Annotated in this window: 19 protein-coding genes; 3 read left to right on the top strand and 16 right to left on the bottom strand. The window is 70.7% G+C overall.

Annotated elements, in window-relative coordinates:
- Positions 1 to 11: 11 nt before the first annotated feature.
- The 7 genes from prcA to KUV85_RS05020 are packed head-to-tail and all read right to left on the bottom strand — an operon-like array spanning position 12 to position 6543.
- Positions 12 to 785: a proteasome subunit alpha gene (gene prcA / locus KUV85_RS05050; protein ID WP_219962128.1), complete on the bottom strand. Its 774-nt coding sequence runs from the start codon at positions 783 to 785 to the stop codon at positions 12 to 14.
- On the bottom strand, positions 782 to 1633 hold the full coding sequence (gene prcB / locus KUV85_RS05045) for a proteasome subunit beta (RefSeq protein WP_219962127.1): 852 nt from the start codon (positions 1631 to 1633) through the stop codon (positions 782 to 784). The genes prcA and prcB overlap by 4 nt, the downstream gene beginning before the upstream one ends.
- A gap of 3 nt (positions 1634 to 1636) precedes the next feature.
- Entirely contained in the window at positions 1637 to 1843 is a 207-nt protein-coding gene (locus KUV85_RS05040) for a ubiquitin-like protein Pup (RefSeq protein ID WP_219962126.1), read from the bottom strand.
- Between the two features lie 47 nt (positions 1844 to 1890).
- Positions 1891 to 3399, bottom strand: coding sequence for a depupylase/deamidase Dop (dop, locus tag KUV85_RS05035; RefSeq protein WP_219962125.1), 1509 nt, complete (start codon positions 3397 to 3399; stop codon positions 1891 to 1893).
- Between the two features lie 24 nt (positions 3400 to 3423).
- On the bottom strand, positions 3424 to 4662 hold the full coding sequence (locus KUV85_RS05030) for a sugar ABC transporter permease (protein ID WP_219962124.1): 1239 nt from the start codon (positions 4660 to 4662) through the stop codon (positions 3424 to 3426).
- Positions 4659 to 5462 (bottom strand): ATP-binding cassette domain-containing protein, encoded by an 804-nt coding sequence (locus KUV85_RS05025; RefSeq protein ID WP_273543999.1) that lies wholly within the window; start codon positions 5460 to 5462, stop codon positions 4659 to 4661. The genes KUV85_RS05030 and KUV85_RS05025 overlap by 4 nt, the downstream gene beginning before the upstream one ends.
- A gap of 10 nt (positions 5463 to 5472) precedes the next feature.
- Entirely contained in the window at positions 5473 to 6543 is a 1071-nt protein-coding gene (locus KUV85_RS05020; RefSeq protein WP_219962123.1) for a sugar ABC transporter substrate-binding protein, read from the bottom strand.
- A 169-nt stretch (positions 6544 to 6712) separates the two neighbouring features.
- On the opposite strand from KUV85_RS05020, the gene KUV85_RS05015 reads away from it, so the two are divergent.
- Both KUV85_RS05015 and KUV85_RS05010 read left to right on the top strand, forming a co-directional pair.
- Positions 6713 to 7900 (top strand): ROK family transcriptional regulator, encoded by a 1188-nt coding sequence (locus KUV85_RS05015; RefSeq protein WP_219962122.1) that lies wholly within the window; start codon positions 6713 to 6715, stop codon positions 7898 to 7900.
- Positions 7901 to 8050: 150 nt separating this feature from the next.
- Entirely contained in the window at positions 8051 to 8671 is a 621-nt protein-coding gene (locus tag KUV85_RS05010; RefSeq protein WP_219962121.1) for a class I SAM-dependent methyltransferase, read from the top strand.
- A gap of 13 nt (positions 8672 to 8684) precedes the next feature.
- Here the strand turns inward: KUV85_RS05010 and KUV85_RS05005 are convergent, their stop codons facing one another.
- From KUV85_RS05005 to metH, 8 genes are all read right to left on the bottom strand, one after another.
- Positions 8685 to 8876 (bottom strand): hypothetical protein, encoded by a 192-nt coding sequence (locus KUV85_RS05005; protein WP_219962120.1) that lies wholly within the window; start codon positions 8874 to 8876, stop codon positions 8685 to 8687.
- A 6-nt stretch (positions 8877 to 8882) separates the two neighbouring features.
- Positions 8883 to 9074: a hypothetical protein gene (locus KUV85_RS05000; RefSeq protein WP_219962119.1), complete on the bottom strand. Its 192-nt coding sequence runs from the start codon at positions 9072 to 9074 to the stop codon at positions 8883 to 8885.
- On the bottom strand, positions 9074 to 9292 hold the full coding sequence (locus KUV85_RS04995; RefSeq protein ID WP_219962118.1) for a hypothetical protein: 219 nt from the start codon (positions 9290 to 9292) through the stop codon (positions 9074 to 9076). Before KUV85_RS04995 ends, KUV85_RS05000 begins: the two co-directional genes overlap by 1 nt.
- A 36-nt stretch (positions 9293 to 9328) precedes the next feature.
- Positions 9329 to 11089 (bottom strand): proteasome ATPase, encoded by a 1761-nt coding sequence (gene arc, locus KUV85_RS04990; RefSeq protein ID WP_219962117.1) that lies wholly within the window; start codon positions 11087 to 11089, stop codon positions 9329 to 9331.
- Positions 11090 to 11186: 97 nt separating this feature from the next.
- Positions 11187 to 12134: a tRNA (adenine-N1)-methyltransferase gene (locus KUV85_RS04985; RefSeq protein ID WP_219962116.1), complete on the bottom strand. Its 948-nt coding sequence runs from the start codon at positions 12132 to 12134 to the stop codon at positions 11187 to 11189.
- Positions 12135 to 12143: 9 nt separating this feature from the next.
- Positions 12144 to 13289 carry a site-2 protease family protein gene (locus tag KUV85_RS04980; protein WP_219962115.1) on the bottom strand — a complete coding sequence of 382 codons (1146 nt, stop codon included), beginning with the start codon at positions 13287 to 13289 and terminating at the stop codon, positions 12144 to 12146.
- Positions 13290 to 13298: 9 nt separating this feature from the next.
- Positions 13299 to 13958: an HAD family hydrolase gene (locus KUV85_RS04975; protein WP_219962114.1), complete on the bottom strand. Its 660-nt coding sequence runs from the start codon at positions 13956 to 13958 to the stop codon at positions 13299 to 13301.
- Positions 13951 to 17700, bottom strand: a complete 3750-nt coding sequence (metH, locus tag KUV85_RS04970; protein ID WP_219962113.1) for a methionine synthase — start codon at positions 17698 to 17700, stop codon at positions 13951 to 13953. The genes KUV85_RS04975 and metH overlap by 8 nt, the downstream gene beginning before the upstream one ends.
- 243 nt (positions 17701 to 17943) lie before the next feature.
- Between metH and KUV85_RS04965 the strand changes: the two genes are divergently transcribed.
- Complete coding sequence (locus KUV85_RS04965; RefSeq protein ID WP_425299398.1) at positions 17944 to 18786, top strand: PAC2 family protein; 843 nt, start codon at positions 17944 to 17946, stop codon at positions 18784 to 18786.
- Positions 18787 to 18820: 34 nt separating this feature from the next.
- On the opposite strand, the gene mshC is transcribed toward KUV85_RS04965, so the two are convergent.
- A complete protein-coding gene (gene mshC, locus KUV85_RS04960) occupies positions 18821 to 20056 on the bottom strand; it encodes a cysteine--1-D-myo-inosityl 2-amino-2-deoxy-alpha-D-glucopyranoside ligase (RefSeq protein ID WP_219962111.1) in 1236 nt (411 codons plus the stop codon).
- Positions 20057 to 20066: the final 10 nt, after the last annotated feature.

The following is a 20066-nucleotide window of genomic DNA, read 5'->3' as shown; positions in this document are numbered from 1 at the left end:
ATCGATCGGGCCTATTCCGGCGGTGCGACGGGCGGTTCGTCCGCGCCCGGACCGTCCACCGGCTCCGGGGGTGCGGACTCGGCGGGCCCGCGGGGACCGAGGAGGTCCGCGGCGTCCGGAGTCGCCACGCGGTCGAACTTGCGCCGTTGGTGGCGGGTCCGGTCGAGCACCGCGACCTCGAGGTCCTGCACCGGGATCACCCGGTCCTCGCCGGCCGAGTGGCCCAGGGCGGCCACCGCCACCTGCAGGGCGTCGGCGAGCGACGCCGTCGCGGTGTGGTGCTCGGCGAGGTAGGTCGCCACCGTGTCGGCGTCGCCACCCATGACGGCGTACCCCTGCTCGTCGGCGACGCGCCCCTCGTAGGTGAGGCGGTAGATCTGGTCCCCGGCGGGCTCCTCCCCCACCTCGGCCACGAAGATCTCGACCTCGTAGGGCTTCTCACCGCCGGCGGAGAAGATCGTGCCCAGCGTCTGGGCGTAGGCGTTGGCCAGGCCACGACCGGTCACGTCACCGCGGTCGTAGGAGTAGCCCCGCATGTCGGCGAGACGTACGCCGGCGATGCGGAGGTTCTCGAACTCGTTGTAGCGACCGACCGCGGCGAACGCGATCCGGTCATAGATCTCGGCGACCTTGTGGAGCGCCTGGGAGGGGTTCTCGGTGGCGAACAGGACCCCGTCGGCGTACTGGAGCGCCACCAGCGAACGGCCGCGGGAGATCCCCTTGCGCGCGAAGTCCGCCCGGTCCTTCATCAGCTGCTCGGGCGAGACGTACATCGGCATGCTCATCGGGCGTCCTCCTCCGGCGTGGTCAGGGCGGCGGCCGGGCCGTCGGGGCGGCGCATCCGGCCACCGACGATCCGGTCGGCCAGGGCGGAGACCTCGTCCTCGGGCAGCTGGAGCGCCCCCTCCTCGGTCACCGTCCACACCGCCGGGAAGATCTGCCGGGTGAGGTCCGGGCCACCGGTGGCCGAGTCCTCGTCCGCGGCGTCGTAGAGCGCCTGCAGGCAGGCCAGCACGCAGTCCTCGCGGGACAAGCCGTCGTCGTAGAACTTCTTCAGCGCACCGCGGGCGAACAGCGACCCGGATCCGACGCTGAGGAAGCGCTGCTCCTCGTCGCGGCCGCCGGTGACGTCGTAGCCGAAGATCCGGCCCCGGCCACTGCGCCGGTCGTAGCCGGCGAACAGCGGCACCACCGCGAGGCCCTGCATCGCGAGACCGAGGTTGCCGCGGATCAGGGCCGAGAGCCGGTTGGCCTTGCCGGCGAGCGAGAGGGAACTGCCCTCGATCTTCTCGTAGTGCTCCAGCTCGACCTGGAAGAGCCGGACCAGCTCCACCGCGATGCCCGCGGTGCCGGCGATGCCGACCACCGAGAACTCGTCGGCGGGGAACACCTTCTCGATGTCGCGCTGGGAGATGAGGTTGCCCATCGTGGCCCGCCGGTCACCGGCCATGACCACGCCACCGTCGAAGGTGGCGGCCACGATCGTGGTGCCGTGCGGTGCGAGCTCACCGGCGTTGCCCGGCGGGAGCGCTGCGTTGCCGGGGAGCAGGTCGGGGGCGTTCTCGCCCACGAAGTCGCTGAAGGAGGAGGTGCCGGGGCGCAGGTACGCCGCCGGGATGCGGGCGTCACCCAAGAGTCACTGACCGCCTTTCTGGATGAAGGACTTCACGAAGTCCTCGGCGTTGGTCTCGAGCACGTCGTCGATCTCGTCGAGGATCGCGTCGACGTCGTCGTCGAGCGCCTCCTTGCGCTCGGCGACATCGGACTCGGAGGTCGCTTCGACCTCCTCCTCGGGGGCGTCCTCGCTCTGCCCCTTGCGGGGCTGCTTTCGCTCTTGGGCCATGTCCCGAGCCTACCCACTTCGGGGGCGTTGCGCTGGCGTGGACACGATCAGCGGGAGAGGGCCGCCAGCAGTGCCTCGGCGGTGTCGGCACTGTCGAGCAGGTCGCCGACGTGGGAGCGGCTGCCCCGCAGCGGGTCGATCGTGGGCACCCGCTGCAGCGACTCCTTGCCCGGGAGGTCGAAGATCACCGAGTCCCAGGAGGCTGCCGCGACCACGTCGGCGTACTTCTCCAGGCAGCGGCCACGGAAGTAGGCACGCGTCTCCTCCGGCGGGTCGTGCATGGCCGACTCCACCTGCTCCTCGGTCAGCAGCCGCTCCATGCGGCCGGCGTGGACCAGCCGGTGGTAGAGCCCCTTCTCGGGCCGGATGTCGGAGTACTGGTAGTCGATGACCTGCAGCTTGGCGTCGTCCCACGCGAGCCCGTCGCGCTGGCGGTACTGCTCGAGCAGCTTCAGCTTCGCGACCCAGTCCAGCTCGCCGGCCAGCTGCATCGGGTCCTCCTCGAGGCGGTCGAGGACCGACTCCCACCGGGCCAGCACGTCGCGTGTCTGCACGTCGGCGTCGGCGCCGTAGCGGTCCTCGACGTACTTGCGGGCCAGGTCGAGGTACTCGCGCTGGAGCTGGACGGCGGTGAGCCGGCGACCGTCGGTGAGCTTGACCGTGTGCTGCAGCGTCGGGTCGTGGGAGACGGCCCGCAGCGAGGCGACCGGCGTCTCGGGGGTCAGGTCCCCGGTGAGGAACCCGTCCTCGATCATCGCCAGCACCAGCGAGGTGGTGCCGACCTTGAGGTAGGTCGACACCTCGGCCAGGTTCGCGTCGCCGATGATGACGTGCAGCCGGCGGTAGCGCTCGGGGTCGGCGTGCGGCTCGTCGCGGGTGTTGATGATGGGGCGCTTCAGCGTCGTCTCGAGGCCGACCTCGACCTCGAAGAAGTCCGATCGCTGGCTGATCTGGAACCCCTGCTCGCGGCCGTCCTGGCCGCGCCCGACCCGACCGGCGCCGCAGATGACCTGGCGCGACACGAAGAACGGGGTCAGGTGCTTGACGATGTCGGCGAACTGGGTGGACCGCCGCATCAGGTAGTTCTCGTGGGCGCCGTAGGAGGCGCCCTTGTTGTCGGTGTTGTTCTTGTAGAGCACGATCCCCGGATGGTCGGGCAGGTTCCCGGCCAGACGGGCGGCGTCGTACATCACCTGCTCACCGGCCTTGTCCCACTTGACGATGTCCAGCGGGGTCACGACCTCCGGGGTGGAGTACTCCGGGTGGGCGTGGTCGACGTAGAGCCGGGCGCCGTTGGTGAGGATGACGTTGGCCAACCCGAGGTCCTCGTCGGTGAGCTGGCTGCTGTCGGCGACGTCGCGGGACATGTCGAAACCACGGGCGTCGCGCAGCGGCGACTCCTCCTCGAAGTCCCACCGGGCACGCCGCGCGCGCACCGTCGCCGAGGCGTAGGCGTTGACCACCTGGGAGGAGGCGACCATCGGGTTGGCCGTGGGATTCCCCTGGACCGCGATGCCGTACTCGACCTCGGTCCCCATCACCCGACGAACACTCATGCCATCGAGCCTAGTGGTCCCTCCTCAGGCGCGACCGCTGGACGCCCGCGCCCGCCGGGAGATCGAGTCGACCATGACCGCCACCAGCAGCACCGCGCCCGTGGTCATGAACCGCACCGAGGAGTCCACGTTGACCTGGTTCAGGCCGGACTCGATCGACTGCAGGACGACGATGCCCAGCATCGCGGCGTACGCCGTGCCACGACCGCCGAACAGGCTCGCGCCACCGATGACCGCCGCGGCGATCGCGGTGAGCTCCAGGCCGTTGGTGCCACTGTTCTGCGACACGCTGCCCAGCACGCCGGCGGCCATCAGCCCGCCGAGTGCGGCGAAGGAGGAACACAGCACGAACACCGACACATACATCCGGTTCACCTTGATGCCGGAGCGCCGCGCCGCCTCCTCGTTGCCCCCGAGCGCGTAGACGTGGCGTCCCCAACGGGTACGCCGCAGCACGAGGTCGACGAGCACCACCAGCAGCGCGAAGAGCGCCCACACCTTCGGCCACCCGCGGTCGATGTGGAGGTAGTAGGTCAGGAAGAGCAGGCCACCACCGAGCACGACCGCCTTGGCGACGAACAGCGGGAGCCAGCTGTTCGGGAGACCTGCCCGTTGCCGGCGGGCGCGTCCCAGCAGGCCCGTGCCGACGTAGATCGCCACGATCACCACGACCAGCAGGTACGCCGTGGAGTCGGCGAGGTAGCCGAACTTGGCGAACTGCACCAGCCACGAGTCGTTGGGCAGGGTCACGGTGCCCTTGTCCCCCAGCACGAAGAACAACGCCCCCTGGAATGCCAGGAGTCCGGCCAGGGAGAACACGAAGCTCGGGACGCCGATGCGGGTGCGCAGCAGCCCGAAGCCGAGGCCGATGGCCGAGCCCACGGCGACGCCCGCGAGCACCCCGAGGACCATCGACTGGCCCTCGCGCACGACCAGCACCGCCATGGTGGCCGCGGTGAAGCCCGACACCGACCCCACCGACAGGTCGATCTCACCGACCAGCAGGACCAGCACGATCCCCAGTGAGATGAGACCGGTCGGCGCGGCGAACCGGGCGATGCTCACCAGGTTGTAGGAGGAGAGGAATCGGGGTTCGATGAGGTAGAAGACGGTGCAGATCACCAACAGGCCGACGATGACCGGCAGGTTGCCGAGCTCGCCACCCTTGAGCCGGTTCCAGAAGGCCGACAGCGTCGCGGCGGCGCTGCGCTGCTCGATGAGCCGCTCGTCGCGCAGGGCGCCGGCGGCGGGTTCGTCGGTCACTGGTCGCGCTCCTGTTCCTTGCGGCGGCGCCGCTCGGTGACGACGTTGTCCGAGGCGCCGGTGATGGCCGCCACCAACTCGTCGCTGGTGACCTCCTCGGTCCGGAACTCGGCGGCGTTGCGCCCCAGGCGCAGCACCATGATCCGGTCCGCGACGGCCTGCACGTCGGCCATGTTGTGGCTGATCAGGAGGACGCCGAGCCCGCGGTCGCGCAGCCGCTCCACGAGATTGAGCACCTCGGTGGTCTGGGCGATGCCCAGCGCGGCCGTCGGCTCGTCGAGCATGACGACCTTCGGGTCGCCCACCAGCGAGCGAGCGATTGCCACCGTCTGGCGCTGACCACCGGAGAGCCCGGCGACCGGGATCCGCACGGCGGGGATCTTCGCGCCGAGGCTGCTGAGCAGGCGCTGGGACTCGGTCTCCATCGCGATCTCGTCGATGAGAGCACCGTGTCCGATCTCCTGGCCGAGGAACAGGTTGGCGACGACGTCGAGGTTGTCGCACAGCGAGAGGTCCTGGAACACCGTCGAGATGCCCATGCCCTGCGCCTCCCGCGGGCCGGGCACGCGCACCGGCGTCCCCTCGACCTCGATGCTCCCGGCGTCGGGCTGGTGGACCCCACAGATGATCTTCACCAACGTGGACTTGCCGGCTCCGTTGTCCCCGACGAGCGCCACGACCTCCCCCGGGCGGACCTCGAGGTGGACGTCGCTGAGGGCCTGCACGGCTCCGAACCGCTTGGAGACGCCGGCGAGCGAGAGCACGCTCGCCGGCATCCCTTCGTCGACCTGCACACTCACCGCTGCGACGTCACTCGATGCCGGCGGCCGAGCAGGCCTTGGCGTAGGCGCCGGTGCAGATGTCGGCCACGGAGTAGAAGCCGTCGGCCACGACGGTGTCCATCACGTTGTCCTGGGTGACCACGATCGGGTCGAAGATGTAGGAGGCGATGCCCTCGTACTCGTCGGGCGCCTCCACGTCCTCGCCGGTCGCGAGCTGGACGGCCACCTCCGCGGCGGTCTCGGCCTCGATCTTGATCGGCTTGTAGACCGTCATCTGCTGCTCGCCGGCGACGATGCGCTGGATCCCGGCGAGCTCGGCGTCCTGGCCGGTGACCGGCGGGACGCCCTGGGGTGCGACACCGGCCCCGGTGAAGGCCGAGATCACGCCACCGGCCTGGCCGTCGTTGGCCGCGTAGACGCCGGCGATGTCCGCCGGCCGGTTCTTCGCCAGCTGGTCCGAGGTCCACTGCTGGGCGTTGTCGGGGCTCCAGTCGGGGTTGTCGTACTCCGCGAGCACGTTGAGGCCCGACTCGTCGATGACGTTGTGCGCCCCCTCCTTGAACTGGGCGGCGTTGGGGTCGGACGGGGCGCCGTTGAGCATCAGGATGTCGCCCTTGCCCCCGACGGCCTCGACGAGCGCCTCGGCCTGCTTCTCGCCGACGGTGACGTTGTCGAAGGACATGTAGTAGTCGGCGCCGTCGATGAAGCGGTCGTAGGCGATGACCGGAGCCCCGGAGTCCTGGACTGCCTGGACCATGCCGGTGGCACCGTCGCCGTTGACGGGGTCGAGCACCACGACGTCCGCGCCCTTGCCGATCGCGGAGTCCACCTGCTCGTCCTGCTTGGCCTCGTCCTGGTCGGCGTTGTAGTAGTCCACGCTGCACTCGCTGCACAGCTCGGCGACCTTGGCCTCGAACAACGGGCGGTCGAAGGCCTCGTAGCGGGTGGTCTTGGACTCGGGCAGCAGCAGCGCGATGGTCGCTCCCTCGCCGTCGCCGCCCCCTTCCTGGGCCTCGTTGGCCCCGCACGCGGCGAGACCGGTGGTGGCCAGGACCGTCGCGATGCCGGCGACGGCGAGACGGCGAGCTGCGTGGCTCATGGAGGTCCTCCTCAAGACGTGGGGCGGTGCGGTCACCGCCATGCCTCGAGTGTGGTCAGTCACATCAGTTGTCGTCAAGAGGTGAACACTACGAATGTGAGCGTGCCCCGCTGACGGCGTTTGTCGTGTTCTCTTGACGACAACTGGCCGGGTGGTCGAGAGTTCGACCATGGTCCTCGACCGCTCGGCTCCCCCGAGTCCCGGCTCCACGGCCGCGTTGCGCAGTGCGAACCAGCAACGCATCGTCACGGTGATCCGCCGCTGGCCGGGCGATGCGGAGGACGCCGCCGAGCCCCTCACCCAGGCGACGCTGGCGCGGCTCACCGGCCTCGCGCCGGCCACGGTCTCCAACATCGTCCGCGACCTGGTGGCGGAGGACCTCGTCGAGACCGAGCCGGGCAGCGGCCGTCGCGGGACGGTCGTCCGCCTCTCCCCCCGCGCCGGGCTGGTCGCGGGGATCGACTTCGGCCACAGCCACGTCTCGGTCGCCCTGGGTGACCTGGCCGGTGGGCTGCGCTCGGAGAGCCGGCGCCGGCTCGACCACGACCACCCCATCGAGGAGGGCCTGGGTCTGGCCGCGACCATGCTGGCCGACCTGGTGGCGGCCAACGGCGAGCGGTCCCCACTGCGCAGCATCGGCCTCGGCGTCCCCGCCCCGATCACCGACGACGTGGTCCGCTCCGCCGCGATCCTGCCGGGATGGGTGGGCGTCAACGCCCGCCGCGCGGCGGGTGCCCACTTCGGCGTGCCCGTGCACGTGGAGAACGACGCCAACCTCGGGGCACTCGCCGAGCAACGACTCGGCGCGGCCCGCGGGCACCGTGACGCGGTGTTCGTGAAGGTGTCCTCGGGTGTGGGCGGCGGCCTGATCCTCGGGGATCGCATGTTCCGCGGGTCCGCCGGCACGGCGGGCGAGATCGGCCACCTCACGCTGGACGAGCAGGGCCCCGTGTGTCGCTGCGGCAGTCGCGGCTGCCTGGAGGCCTATGCCTCGACCGCGACGATCCAGCAGCTGCTCGCCGACCAACTGCCGGACGCGAGCATCGACGACATCGTCGCGGCGGCTCGTGAGGGCCACGTCTCGGCGCTCCGGGCCCTCGAGGACGCGGGCCTGCACCTGGGCTGGGCGGCGGCCTCCGTGGTCAACCTGCTCGATCCCGGACTGGTCGTCGTCGGGGGTGACATGGCCCGGGCCGGCGACCTGCTGCTGGACTCGGTGCGGGTGGGGCTACGACGCCACGCACTCGACACCGCCGCCACCACCGAAGTCGTGGCCGGTCAGCTCGACGAGCGGGCGTCGCTGGTCGGCGCGGTGCTGCTCGCCGCCGACACCGTCGACCTGGCCGCACCGTCCTGAGCCGGCGCGACCCGGTCGAGCAGGGCGGTCAGCGGTCGCTGGCGACCTTCACCGCAGCGGCGACACCGAGGCCGATGAGGGCGGCAATGAGCAACTTCTTCACGAGCGAACTCCTTGGTCCTGATGGGGCCGGGCACTAGCGTCGTCATCATGGCAGGTGGCTGGTGGGAGGAGCGGGTGGTGCCCCGCATCGTCGACGCGTCGTTGCGCTCGCAACCGATCATGGCGATCCGCGCCGAGGCCTGCCGCGGCCTGGGCGGACGCGTGTTGGAGCTCGGCTTCGGTTCCGGTCTGAACCTCGCCGTCCTTCCGCCCGGCGTCGAGCAGGTCGACGCGGTCGAGCCCTCCGACACGGGCTGGTCGATGTCGGGCGCGCGGCGTGCCGCGGCGAGCGTGCCGGTGGCGCGTGTGGGGCTGGACGGCCAACACCTCGCGGTCGCCGACGACTCCTACGACGATGTGCTGTGCACCTTCACCCTGTGCACGATCCCCGACCCGGGCCTCGCCCTGGCCGAGGTACGCCGTGTCCTCCGACCCGGTGGTCGGTTCCACTTCGTCGAGCACGGGTTGGCGCCGTCGCCGCGGGTCGCGCGGTGGCAACGTCGCCTCGACCCGATCCAGCGGCGCTTCGCGGCCGGGTGCCATCTCTCCCGGGACGTGCCCGCCCTCGTCGGGGCCGAGCTCCGGATCGAGCGGATGCGCAGTGCCTACCTGCCGGGTCCACGGACACCGTGGACCTACGGCCACGCCGGGATCGCGACGGCCGCCTGAACCTCGGAACGGATCAGAAGCCGCCGGTGGCCCCCGGTGGCGTGCCGGGCTGCTGGTGGCCGGGCTCGGCGGCGCGGCGAGCGTGCCCGCGCGCCATCGCCTCCCGCATCCGGGTGCCGTCCACCCGGCTCCTGCGTCGCAGGTCGTAGAGCCAGACGGCCAGCAGGACCACGGCGAAGCAGACGCCGACGTAGAGCCAGAACACCGCCCGTCACCGCCACCCTGGGAAGCCGCCGCCCGACGGCGGCCCCATGTTGCGGCCCGATCCGGGCGAGCGACCCTCCGCTCGGCCGATCGAGTCCTTCAGCTTCGCAGGGTCGAGCCGGCCACCGCGGCGACGCTCGAAGAGCCAGAGGCCCGCGAGGATCACGGCGAAGCCGATGCCGACGTAGAGCCAGAACATCAGTCGGTCTCCTTCTTCCGGTCCAGTTCGGCCGCCGTGTGGGGATCGGCGTCCCCCGGCCCGAGGAGGGCCTGGAAGTACCACTTGCCGACAGTGCGGTCACGGGCGTGGAGGTGCCCGCCGTGGACGTAGGTGCGTCGACGGGCCCACCGGCGGTCCAGCAGCCAGATGCCGCCGTAGACCACCGCGACCACGATGCCGACGTAGAGCCAGAACATTTCCTACATCACCCCCGAGATGTGTGGTGGATCACCCTACAGGTACTGCCCCGTGTCGGACACCGTGTCGATCGACCGACCGGGCTCGGTGCCCTGCTTGCCGGTGATGAGGGTGCGGATGAAGACGATCCGCTCGCCCTTCTTGCCCGAGATCCGCGCCCAGTCGTCGGGATTGGTGGTGTTGGGCAGGTCCTCGTTCTCCTTGAACTCGTCGACGCAGGCCTGCAGCAGGTGCCCGACGCGGACACCCTTCTGCTCGTGGTCGATGAAGTCCTTGATCGCCATCTTCTTGGCGCGGTCGACGATGTTCTGGATCATCGCGCCGGAGTTGAAGTCCTTGAAGTAGAGGACCTCCTTGTCGCCGTTCGCGTAGGTGACCTCCAGGAAGCGGTTCTCGTCGGTCTCGGCGTACATCCGCTCCACCGCCGCGCGGATCATGCCCGCGACGCACTCCTCGGGATCACTTCCGAACTCGGCGAGGTCGTCCTCGTGCAGCGGCAACCGTGGGGTGAGGTACTTGCTGAAGATGTCGCGTGCGGACTCGGCGTCGGGGCGCTCGATCTTGATCTTCACGTCCAACCGTCCCGGGCGCAGGATCGCGGGATCGATCATGTCCTCGCGGTTGGACGCACCGATGACGAGCACGTTCTCCAGCGTCTCGACACCGTCGATCTCACTGAGCAGCTGCGGGACGATCGTGTTCTCCACGTCCGAGGAGACCCCGGAACCGCGGGTGCGGAACAGCGAGTCCATCTCGTCGAAGAACACGATGACCGGCGTGCCGGTGCTGGCCTTCTCCCGGGCGCGCTGGAACACCAGCCGGATGTGGCGCTCGGTCTCGCCGACGTACTTGTTGAGCAGCTCCGGGCCCTTGATGTTGAGGAAGTAGGAGCGCACGCCCTTGCCCTCGTTGCCGTTGCGCGCCGCCACCTTCTTGGCCAGGCTGTTGGCGACCGCCTTGGCGATCAGCGTCTTGCCGCACCCGGGCGGTCCGTAGAGCAGGATCCCCTTGGGGGGCTTGAGCTCGTGCTCGGCGAACAGGTCGGGGTACATGTAGGGCAGCTCGACCGCGTCCTGGATCAGCTCGATCTGGTTGCCGAGGCCCCCGATCTTCTCATAAGAGATGTCCGGCACCTCCTCCAGCACGAGCTCCTCGACCTCGGACTTGGGCACCCGCTCGTAGACGTAGCCGGCCCGCGAGTCGAGCAGCAGCGAGTCACCCGCCCGCAGCGGCACCCCCTGGAGCGGCTCGGCGAGCCGGACGACCTTCTCCTCGTCGGCGTTCGCGATCACCAGGACGCGCTCGCCGTCGGCGAGCAGCTCCTTGAACATCACGACCTCGCCGACGGTCTCGAACTCCATGGCCGCGACCACGTTGAGCGCCTCGTTGAGCATGACCTCCTGGCCACGCCGCAGCGCATCGAGGTCGACGTTGGGGCTCACGCTGACGCGTAGCTTGCGGCCCCCGGTGTGCACGTCGACGGTGTCGTCGTCGTTGCGCGCGAGGAACGTGCCGAACCCGGCCGGCGGCTGGGCGAGCCGGTCGACCTCCTCCTTCAGGGAGGTGATCTGGTCGCGCGCCTCCCGCAGCGTCTCGGCGAGGCGCTCGTTCTGCGAGGTCACGGCAGCGAGTGAGCGCTGTGCGTCGGCCAGCCGCAGCTCCAACGAGCGCGAGCCGCCACCGTCGTCCGCGGCACGCTGGCGCAGGTGCCGCAACTCCGCCTGCAGGAAGCGGACCTGGTCCTCGAGCTCCTCGCGACTGTGGCCGCGACCGGAGTGATCACCTGTGCTGGACATCGCCACACCTCCTGCCTCGACCCTACTCCGGGAGACCCACCGCGGAAGTGGTTCTCGGGGTTCGGCGGGTCACGATCGCGTTGCGTCGGTGCGACGCTCACTCCTCCGCGGACGTGTCCACGACGTCGCGCGGGCGCGGACCGACGTAGTCGGGGCCGTAGGCGCCCGGCGCGGGACGGCGCTTCTTCAGGGGCGCACGCTCGCCCGGTGCCATCCGGCGGGCCGTGACGAGGAACGCCGTGTGCCCGATCATGGAGTGTCCCGGGCGCACCGCGAGCCCCTCGACGTGCCAGTCGCGCACGAGCGACTCCCACGCCGCCGGCTCGGTGAAGCCGCCGTGGGCGCGGACCGTCTCGACGAACCGGGACAGCTGGGTCGTGGTGGCGACGTACGCACACAGGATCCCGCCCGGCACCAGGGCGTCCGCGGCGGCCTCCAGACAGTCCCAGGGGGCGAGCATGTCCAGGATGAGCCGGTCGCACCGCTCCCCCGAGGCCGGCAGCTCCTCGGCGAGGTCGCCCACGGTGAGGGTCCACGCCGGGTGGCCCTCCTCCTCGGGGGCGTGGAAGAACTGGTCGACGTTGCGGCGCGCGACGTCGGCGAACTCCTCGCGCCGCTCGAAGGAGCGGACGCGGCCCTGGGGTCCCACGGCCCGCAGCAGCGAACAGGTGAGCGCCCCCGAGCCGACCCCCGCCTCGACGACGCGCGCACCCGGGAAGATGTCGGCCATCGCCACGATCTGGGCGGAGTCCTTGGGGTAGACCACCGCGGCACCGCGCGGCATGGACACCACGAACTCCGAGAGCAGCGGCCGGAACACCAGGTACTCCGCACCGCCGGAGGTCATCACCGTGAAGCCCTCCTCACGGCCGATGAGCTCGTCGTGGTCCAGGTGGCCCTTGTTGCTGAAGAACCGCTTGCCGGCCTCGAGGCAGAAGTTGTGGCGTCGTCCCTTGCGGTCGGTCAGCCGGACCCATTCGCCGGGCCGCAGCGGACCGCGGTGGACACCCGACCAGACGTCGGTGGGCACATCAGCGTCAGACATGGGCGCAAACTATCGGCGCGTGACCGCCCGCTCCACATCCGCGGTCGCCAGCACGCCGTACAGGCCACCGTCGGCCTCGACGAGGAGGTACTGGCCGGCCGGGGAGCGCTGGATCGCCTCCAGCAGCTCCCGTCCGGTGATGTCGACCGGGAGCCGCAGCCCACCGTCCAGCGACCGGGCCACCGACGACACCGGCACCCAGGGCCGGCGCTCCTCGGGCGTCGCCAGCACGGCCGCCTCGTCCACCAGCCCCAGCGGGGCGCCGGTGGGGCTGGTGGTGACGATGCCGCCGGACTCCGACGCCTGGGCGCGCCGGACCGCCTCGGCCAGCGGCAGGTCGGCGGGCACCGTGAGTGTGCGGCGTGCGAGGTCGCGGGCCACCACGCCGGTCAACCGGTCGCGGATCCGTGCGCCGGTCATCGCCTGGGTCGCGCCGGTCCAGAGGAAGACGGCGATCACCACGGCGATGAGGGCGTCCACCAGGCTGGCGGGCTGGTCGAAGATCTCCTCGGCCAGCAGGGGCCACCCGAGCACGGCCACGGCGGCGAGTCGCCCACCCCAGCCGGCGGCCGTCGTACCGGTGACGGCGCTGCCGGTGAGGCCCCACACCGCGGCCTTGAGGACGCGGCCGCCGTCCAGCGGCAGGCCGGGCACGAGATTGAGCACCCCGATGATCAGGTTGGCGCCGGCCATGCCCTGCACGGTCAGCAACAGGAGCCCCTCGGGGGTGACGAACCACAGGGCGACGCCCACCAACCCGATGCCGATGGAGGTGATCGGGCCGACGACCGCGATCCAGAACTCCTGGCGCGGGTTGCGGGACTCGCCCTCGATGGCGGTGACGCCGCCGAGGAAGTGCAGCGTGATGGAGTGCACCCGGAACCCGTAGCGCGTCGCGACGGCCGCGTGCGACGCCTCGTGGAGCAGCACCGCCAGGTAGAGCACCACCGCGAAGACGACGCCGACGAGGTACTTCCACGCACCCAGACCCGGTGAGATCTGTTCCACCCGGGGTGCCATCAGGACCGCGATCAGGCCCGCCACGAGGAACCAGGACGAGGAGATGAGGACGTCGCTCCCGGCGATGGTCCCGATGCGGAACGTGCCGGGGGGCGTCGCACTCGGCGTTCGGTTCTCGGCGGGTTCCGCAGGCACGCCTCGAGGCTATCCGAGGGACGGGAGCGCATCGGGACGCACTCCGGTGAGGGAGTCGCGGAACACCCGCCGCGGCCCCGGCGGCACCGTCACGTGGTTGGGCACCACCAGGACGGTGCACCCGGCCGCCTCGGCGGAGCTGGCGCCGGTCCCGGAGTCCTCGATCGCCAGGCAGTCCTCGGGAGGGACGCCGAGGGCGGCGGCCGCGGTGAGGTACGGCTCCGGGTGGGGCTTGCCGTTGTCGACGGCGTCACCGGTCACGACCACCGAGAACGTCTCCTTGGGCAGGTGCCGCAGGATCGGGGCGACGAAGCGCTGGTAGGACATCGTCACCAGGCCGCACGGGACGCCGGCCTCGTGCAGCCCGAGCAACAGCTCGCGAGCGCCGGGGCACCACGGCACCTCCTGCTCCACCCGCGCGACGACACCGTCCAGCAACCGCTCGACGACCTGCTCGGGGGACTCCGCCAGCCCGAGCTTGTCCTTGATGTAGCGCCCGGAGGTGAGCAGGGGGTTGCCGACCAGCCCCATCGCGTCCTCGTGGGTCCAGGTGCCCCCGGCCTCGGCGGCGATCTCGTGCTCGGTCGCCATCCAGTAGGGCTCGGTGTCGACGAGCGTGCCGTCCATGTCCCACAGGACGGCGGCCGGCATGCCGTGCCGGTCAGTCATCGGGGTCGTACCCCAGGTTCGGCGAGAGCCACTTCTCCGCCTCGGCCAGCGACCAGCCCTTGCGGTCGGCGTAGTCGGCCACCTGGTCGCGACCGAGCCGCCCGACCACGAAGTACTGCGACTCGGGGTGGCTGTAGTAGACCCCCGAGACCGAAGCACCGGGCCACATCGCCATCGACTCGGTCAGCTCGATCCCGGTGGCGGCCGAGACGTCGAGGAGCTCCCACAGCGTCTCCTTCTCGGTGTGGTCGGGGCAGGCGGGATAGCCCGGAGCCGGCCGGATGCCGGTGTACTTCTCCGCGATCAGGTCCTCGTTGCTGAGCTGCTCCTCGGGCACGTGGGCCCAGAACTCGGTGCGGATCCGCTGGTGGAGCCGCTCGGCGAAGGCCTCGGCGAGGCGGTCCGCCAGTGACTCCAGCAGGATCGCGCTGTAGTCGTCGAGGTCGTCCTTGAACTTCTGCACCAGCTCGGGCAGCCCGATGCCGGCGGTGACGGCGAATCCGCCGACGTGGTCGGCCAGGCCGGAGCCGACCGGTGCCACGAAGTCGGCCAGCGAGCGGTTGGGGATGCCCGAGCGGTGCTGCCCCTGCTGCCGCAGCTGGAACAGGGTGGCCCGGACCTCCTCCCGCGTGTCGTCGGCGTAGACCAGCACGTCCTCGCCGGTGCTGGCCGCCGGGAAGAGCCCGTACACGCCGTGGGCGGTGAGCCACTGCTCCTCGACCACCCGGTCGAGCATCGTCTGGGCGTCGTCGTAGAGCTTCTTCGCCGCCTCGCCCGTGGCCGGGTTGTGGAGGATGTCGGGGAACTTGCCCTTCATCTCCCAGGCGTTGAAGAACGGCTGCCAGTCGATGTAGTCGCGCAGCTCGGCGATGTCGTAGTCGCGCAGCTCGTGCACGCCGGGGGTGCGGGGCTGCGGCGGCTCGTACCCGGTCCAGTCGACCGGAGTCGCGTTCGCCCTGGCGTCGGGGAAGGACAGCCGCGGACGGTCGGACTTCTTGGCGTGGCGGGCGCGGAGGGCGTCGTAGTCCTCCTGCACCTCCTCCAGCAGCGCCGTACGCCGCTCGCGGTGGAGCAGGGCGGCGGCCGTGGGCACTGAGCGGGAGGCGTCCTTGACCCAGACGACCGGACCGTCGTACTTCGGGTCGACCTTGACCGCGGTGTGGGCGCGGGAGGTCGTCGCTCCGCCGATCAGCAGCGGGATGTCCAGGCCCAGTCGCTGCATCTCCCCGGCGAACCCGACCATCTCGTCCAGGCTGGGGGTGATCAGGCCCGACAGGCCGATCACGTCGGCCCCGACCTCGGCGGCCTTGTCCAGGATCTTCTGTGCCGGGACCATCACGCCCAGGTCGATGACCTCGAAATTGTTGCACTGCAGCACGACGCCGACGATGTTCTTGCCGATGTCGTGCACGTCGCCCTTCACCGTGGCGAGGACGATCGTGCCGTTGGTGTCCTTCTCCCCCGTCGTGCCGGCGGCCGCCTTCTCCTCCTCGATGAAGGGGATGAGGTGGGCGACGGCCTTCTTCATGACGCGGGCGGACTTCACGACCTGCGGCAGGAACATCTTCCCGGCCCCGAACAGGTCCCCCACGACGTTCATGCCGTCCATGAGGGGCCCTTCGATCACCTCGATGGGCTGGCCGCCGCGCTCGGCGATCTGCTGGCGCAGCTCCTCGGTGTCGGATTCGGCGTAGGTGTCGATGCCCTTGACCAGTGCGTGGCTGATGCGTTCGGCCACGGGCAGCTCGCGCCACTCCTCGGTGCGCACCTCGGCCGCGGCATCGTCGCCGCGGTACTGCTCGGCGAGCTCGAGCAGCCGCTCGGTCGCCTCCTGCGGGTCCGCGGCACGGTTGAGCACGACGTCCTCGATCGCGTCACGCAGCTCGGCGTCGACCTCGTCGTAGACCGCCAGCGCACCCGCGTTGACGATCCCCATGTCCAGGCCCGCCTCGATGGCGTGGAAGAGGAACACCGCGTGGATCGCCTCGCGGACGGTGTTGTTGCCGCGGAAGCTGAAGCTGACGTTGGAGATGCCGCCGGAGACCTTGGCCCCCGGCAGGTTCTGCTTGATCCACCGGGTCGCCTCGATGAAGTCGACGCCGTACGTCGCGTGCTCGGCGATGCCGGTGGCGACGGCGAACACGTTGGGGTCGAACACGATGTCGTCCGCGGGGAAGTCGACCTCGTCGACCAGGATCCGGTAGGCGCGGCCGCAGATCTCCTGGCGCCGCGCGAGGTTGTCGGCCTGGCCGTCCTCGTCGAAGGCCATGACGACCGCGGCGGCGCCGTACATCTTGCACAGGCGCGCCTGCTCGACGAACTTCTCCTCGCCCTCCTTCAGCGAGATGGAGTTGACGATGGCCTTGCCCTGGATGTCCTTCAGGCCGGCCTCGATGACCTCCCACTTGGAGGAGTCGACCATGATCGGCACCCGGCTGATGTCGGGCTCGGAGGCGATGAGCTTCACGAAGCGGTCCATCGCCTCGACGCCGTCGATCATGCCCTCGTCCATGTTGACGTCGATGACCTGCGCACCGTTCTCCACCTGCTGGGCGGCCACCGAGAGAGCCGTGTCGTAGTCGCCGTCCTTGATCAGGTTGCGGAACCGCGCGGAGCCGGTGATGTTGGTGCGTTCGCCGACGTTGACGAAGAGGCTGTCGGCATCGACGGTGAACGGCTCCAGCCCCGAGAGCCGCATCGCCGGGGTGAGGTCGGGGACGGTGCGGGGCGCGGTCCCCTCGACGGCCGTAGCGATCGCCGCGATGTGCTCGGGCGTGGTGCCGCAGCAGCCGCCGACCAGGTTCACGTAGCCGTCCGCGGCGAACTCGGCCAGCACACCGGCCGTCTCCTCGGCCGCCTCGTCGTACTCGCCGAACGCGTTGGGCAGGCCCGCGTTGGGGTAGGCCGACACGAAGGTCTCCGCGACACGGGACAGCTCGGCGATGTAGGGCCGCAGCTCCTTGGCGCCGAGCGCGCAGTTCAGGCCCACGGCCAGGGGGCGGGCGTGCCGCAGGGAGTTCCAGAACGCCTCGGTGACCTGGCCGGACAGGGTGCGTCCGGAGGCGTCGGTGATGGTGCCGGAGATGATGACCGGCCACCGGCGCCCGGTCTCGGCGAACAGCGTCTCCAGCGCGAAGACCGCCGCCTTGGCGTTGAGGGTGTCGAAGATGGTCTCGACCAGCAGCAGGTCGGACCCACCGTCCACCAGGCCACGGGCGGCCTCGAGGTAGGCGGCGACGAGTTCGTCGAAGCTGACGTTGCGGGCCGCGGGGTCGTTGACGTCCGGGCTGATCGAGGCGGTCCGCGTGGTGGGTCCGAGGGCGCCGGCGACGTACCGGGGACGGTCGGTGGCCGCGGCCGCGTCGTCGGCGGCGCGGCGCGCGATGCGCGCACCCTCGAGGTTCATCTCGTAGCAGAACTCCTGCATGCCGAAGTCGGCCTGGGAGATCGCGTTGGCGCCGAAGGTGTTGGTCTCGACGATGTCGGCGCCGGCGTCGAGGAACTCGCGGTGGATCCCGCCGATGAGGTCGGGCTGGCTGAGCACCAGCAGGTCGCTGTTGCCCGACTGCTCGGTGGGGTGCGCGGCAGTGTCGGCGAAGCGCTCCCCGCGGTAGCCGGCCTCGTCGGGGCGGTCGCGCTGGATCGAGGTGCCCATCGCACCGTCGAAGATGACGATCCGCCGGCGCAGCAGGTCGGTCAGTTCCTGGGTGGCATCGGGGCGTCGGGCCGTCTCGTCCGCCATGTCACACCATCCTTCCGTCACGGAAGGCGTCCTTGTGCGTCCGGGTACGGATCGTGCCGAGCGTGGCGGACACCCCGGTCCGGGTGCCCGTTGCAACGCCTCTCGACGCCTCCGATCGTAGGGAAGCAGGGCGGGCGGAGCGTGAATCGTCCGACATCCGACACGACGGTCCACATGGCGGGACATGTCGATGTCCGTGGTCAGCCACGGGCACGCGGCAGGGCCGACTAGGCTCGTCGCGTGATGGAGTTGGAACAGGTCCCGCCGCTGGTCCGACCGGTCGTGATCGCCTCCTTCGAGGGGTGGAACGACGCCGCCGAGGCCGCGACCGGGGTGGTCGACCACCTGATGGAGCAGTGGGACGCACGCGTCGTCGCCGCGATCGACCCCGAGGAGTACTACGACTTCCAGGTCAACCGCCCCAGTGTGGGCACCGACGAGAGCGGCTTCCGCAAGCTCACCTGGCCCAGCACGCACGTGGCCGTGGCCTCCCCGCCCGGGCTCGACCGCGACGTGATCCTGATCCGCGGGATCGAGCCCAACATGCGCTGGCGCCGGTTCTGCAGCGAGCTGCTGGCCTGCGTCGACGACCTCGGTGGCGAGCTGGTCGTCACCCTCGGTGCCTTGCTCGCCGACACCCCGCACAGCCGGCCGATCCCGGTCACCGGTACGTCCTCCGAACCCGAGATCGTCGATCGTCTCGACCTGGACCAGTCCACCTACGAGGGCCCGACCGGCATCGTCGGGGTCTTCCAGGACGCCTGCGACAAGGTCGGCGCCCCGTCGGCGTCGTTCTGGGCCGCGGTCCCCCACTACGTGGCGCAGCCGCCGTGCCCGAAGGCCACCCTGGCGCTGCTGGGCCACGTCGAGGAGCTGCTCGAGACCTCGATCCCGCTCGGTGACCTCCCCGAGGAGGCCATCGCCTGGGAGCACGGCGTCAACGAGCTCGCCGAGGACGACGACGAGGTCGCCGACTACATCCACGGCCTGGAGCAGACGCGGGACACCGCCGAGCTGCCCGAGGCCTCCGGCGAGGCGATCGCCAAGGAGTTCGAGCGCTACCTCAAGCGCCGCGACACCGACTGAGGGCGCCGCGACGTCGGTTGCGTGCCTCGCAGCGCTACAGCGAGATTCCGAGCGCGGCGTCGAGCACGGCCAGCAGGGTGCCTGCCGCATCGGCGTCGGAGGTGTCGGCGAGGCCGTCGGTCCCCAGGGTGGCCGCCACCCAGCGGTCCACCGCGGCCACGGCGCGCGGCGCGTCGAGGTCGTCGGCCAGTGCCGCGAGCACCTCCTCGGCGACCGGACCCGCGGGGGCACCGGCGCCCAGTGCGACCGCCTTGCGCCACGTGGCGAGGTCGTCCACCGCGGTGAACAGCTCGGCGTCGGTCCACTCCCAGTCGCTGCGGTAGTGGTGGCGCAGCAGCGCCAGCCGGATCGCCATCGGGTCGATGTCGCTGTTGCGCAGTGCGTTGACGAAGACCAGGTTGCCCCGCGACTTCGACATCTTCTCGCCGTCGTAGCCGACCATCCCCGCGTGCAGGTAGGCGCGCGCGAAGGGCCGGCCCGTCGCGACCTGCACGTGCCCGGCGCACATCTCGTGGTGGGGGAAGACGAGGTCGCTGCCCCCGCCCTGCACGTCGAAGTGCTCGCCGAGGTACTCCAGCGCGATCGCGGCGCACTCGATGTGCCACCCGGGCCGGCCACGTCCGAAGGGGCTGTCCCACGCGGGCTCGCCCGGCCGCTCGGCACGCCAGACGATGCAGTCGAGCGGGTCCCGCTTGCCCTCACGGTCGGGGTCGCCGCCGCGCTCCCCGAAGAGGCGCAGCATCGTCGCGGTGTCGTAGCCCGACTCCTCGCCGAACGCCGGGTCGGCGGTGACGGAGAAGTAGAGGTCACCGTCGAGCTCGTAGGTGGCGCCGGCGTCGACGAGGCGCTGCACGAGGTCGATGACCAGCGGGATGGACTCCACGGCACCGATCAGCTGCTGCGGCGGCACCACCCGCAACGCCTCCATGTCGGTGCGGTACAGCTCGGTCTCGCGCTCGGCGAGCTCGGCCCAGTCGACCGAGACCTTCTCGGCCCGCTCCAGCAGCGGGTCGTCGACGTCGGTGACGTTCTGCACGTAGTGGACGTCGTGGCCGGCGTTGCGCCACGCGCGCAGCAACAGGTCGAACCCGATGTAGGTCGCCGCGTGCCCGAGGTGGGTGGCGTCGTACGGCGTGATCCCGCAGACGTAGAGCCGCGCGCCGTCGGTGGGGTCCGACGCCACGAGGCCGCCGGTGGCGGTGTCGTGCACCCGCACGGCCGGGCCGGTCACGGTCGGGGTCGGGATCTCGGGCGGGGTCCAGGCACGCATGGTCGGGACT

Source organism: Nocardioides panacisoli, assembly GCF_019448235.1.
Classification (GTDB): domain Bacteria; phylum Actinomycetota; class Actinomycetes; order Propionibacteriales; family Nocardioidaceae; genus Nocardioides; species Nocardioides panacisoli_A.
Note: the sequence above shows the minus strand (reverse complement) of the source record. Positions and strands in the feature narration are given on the sequence as shown.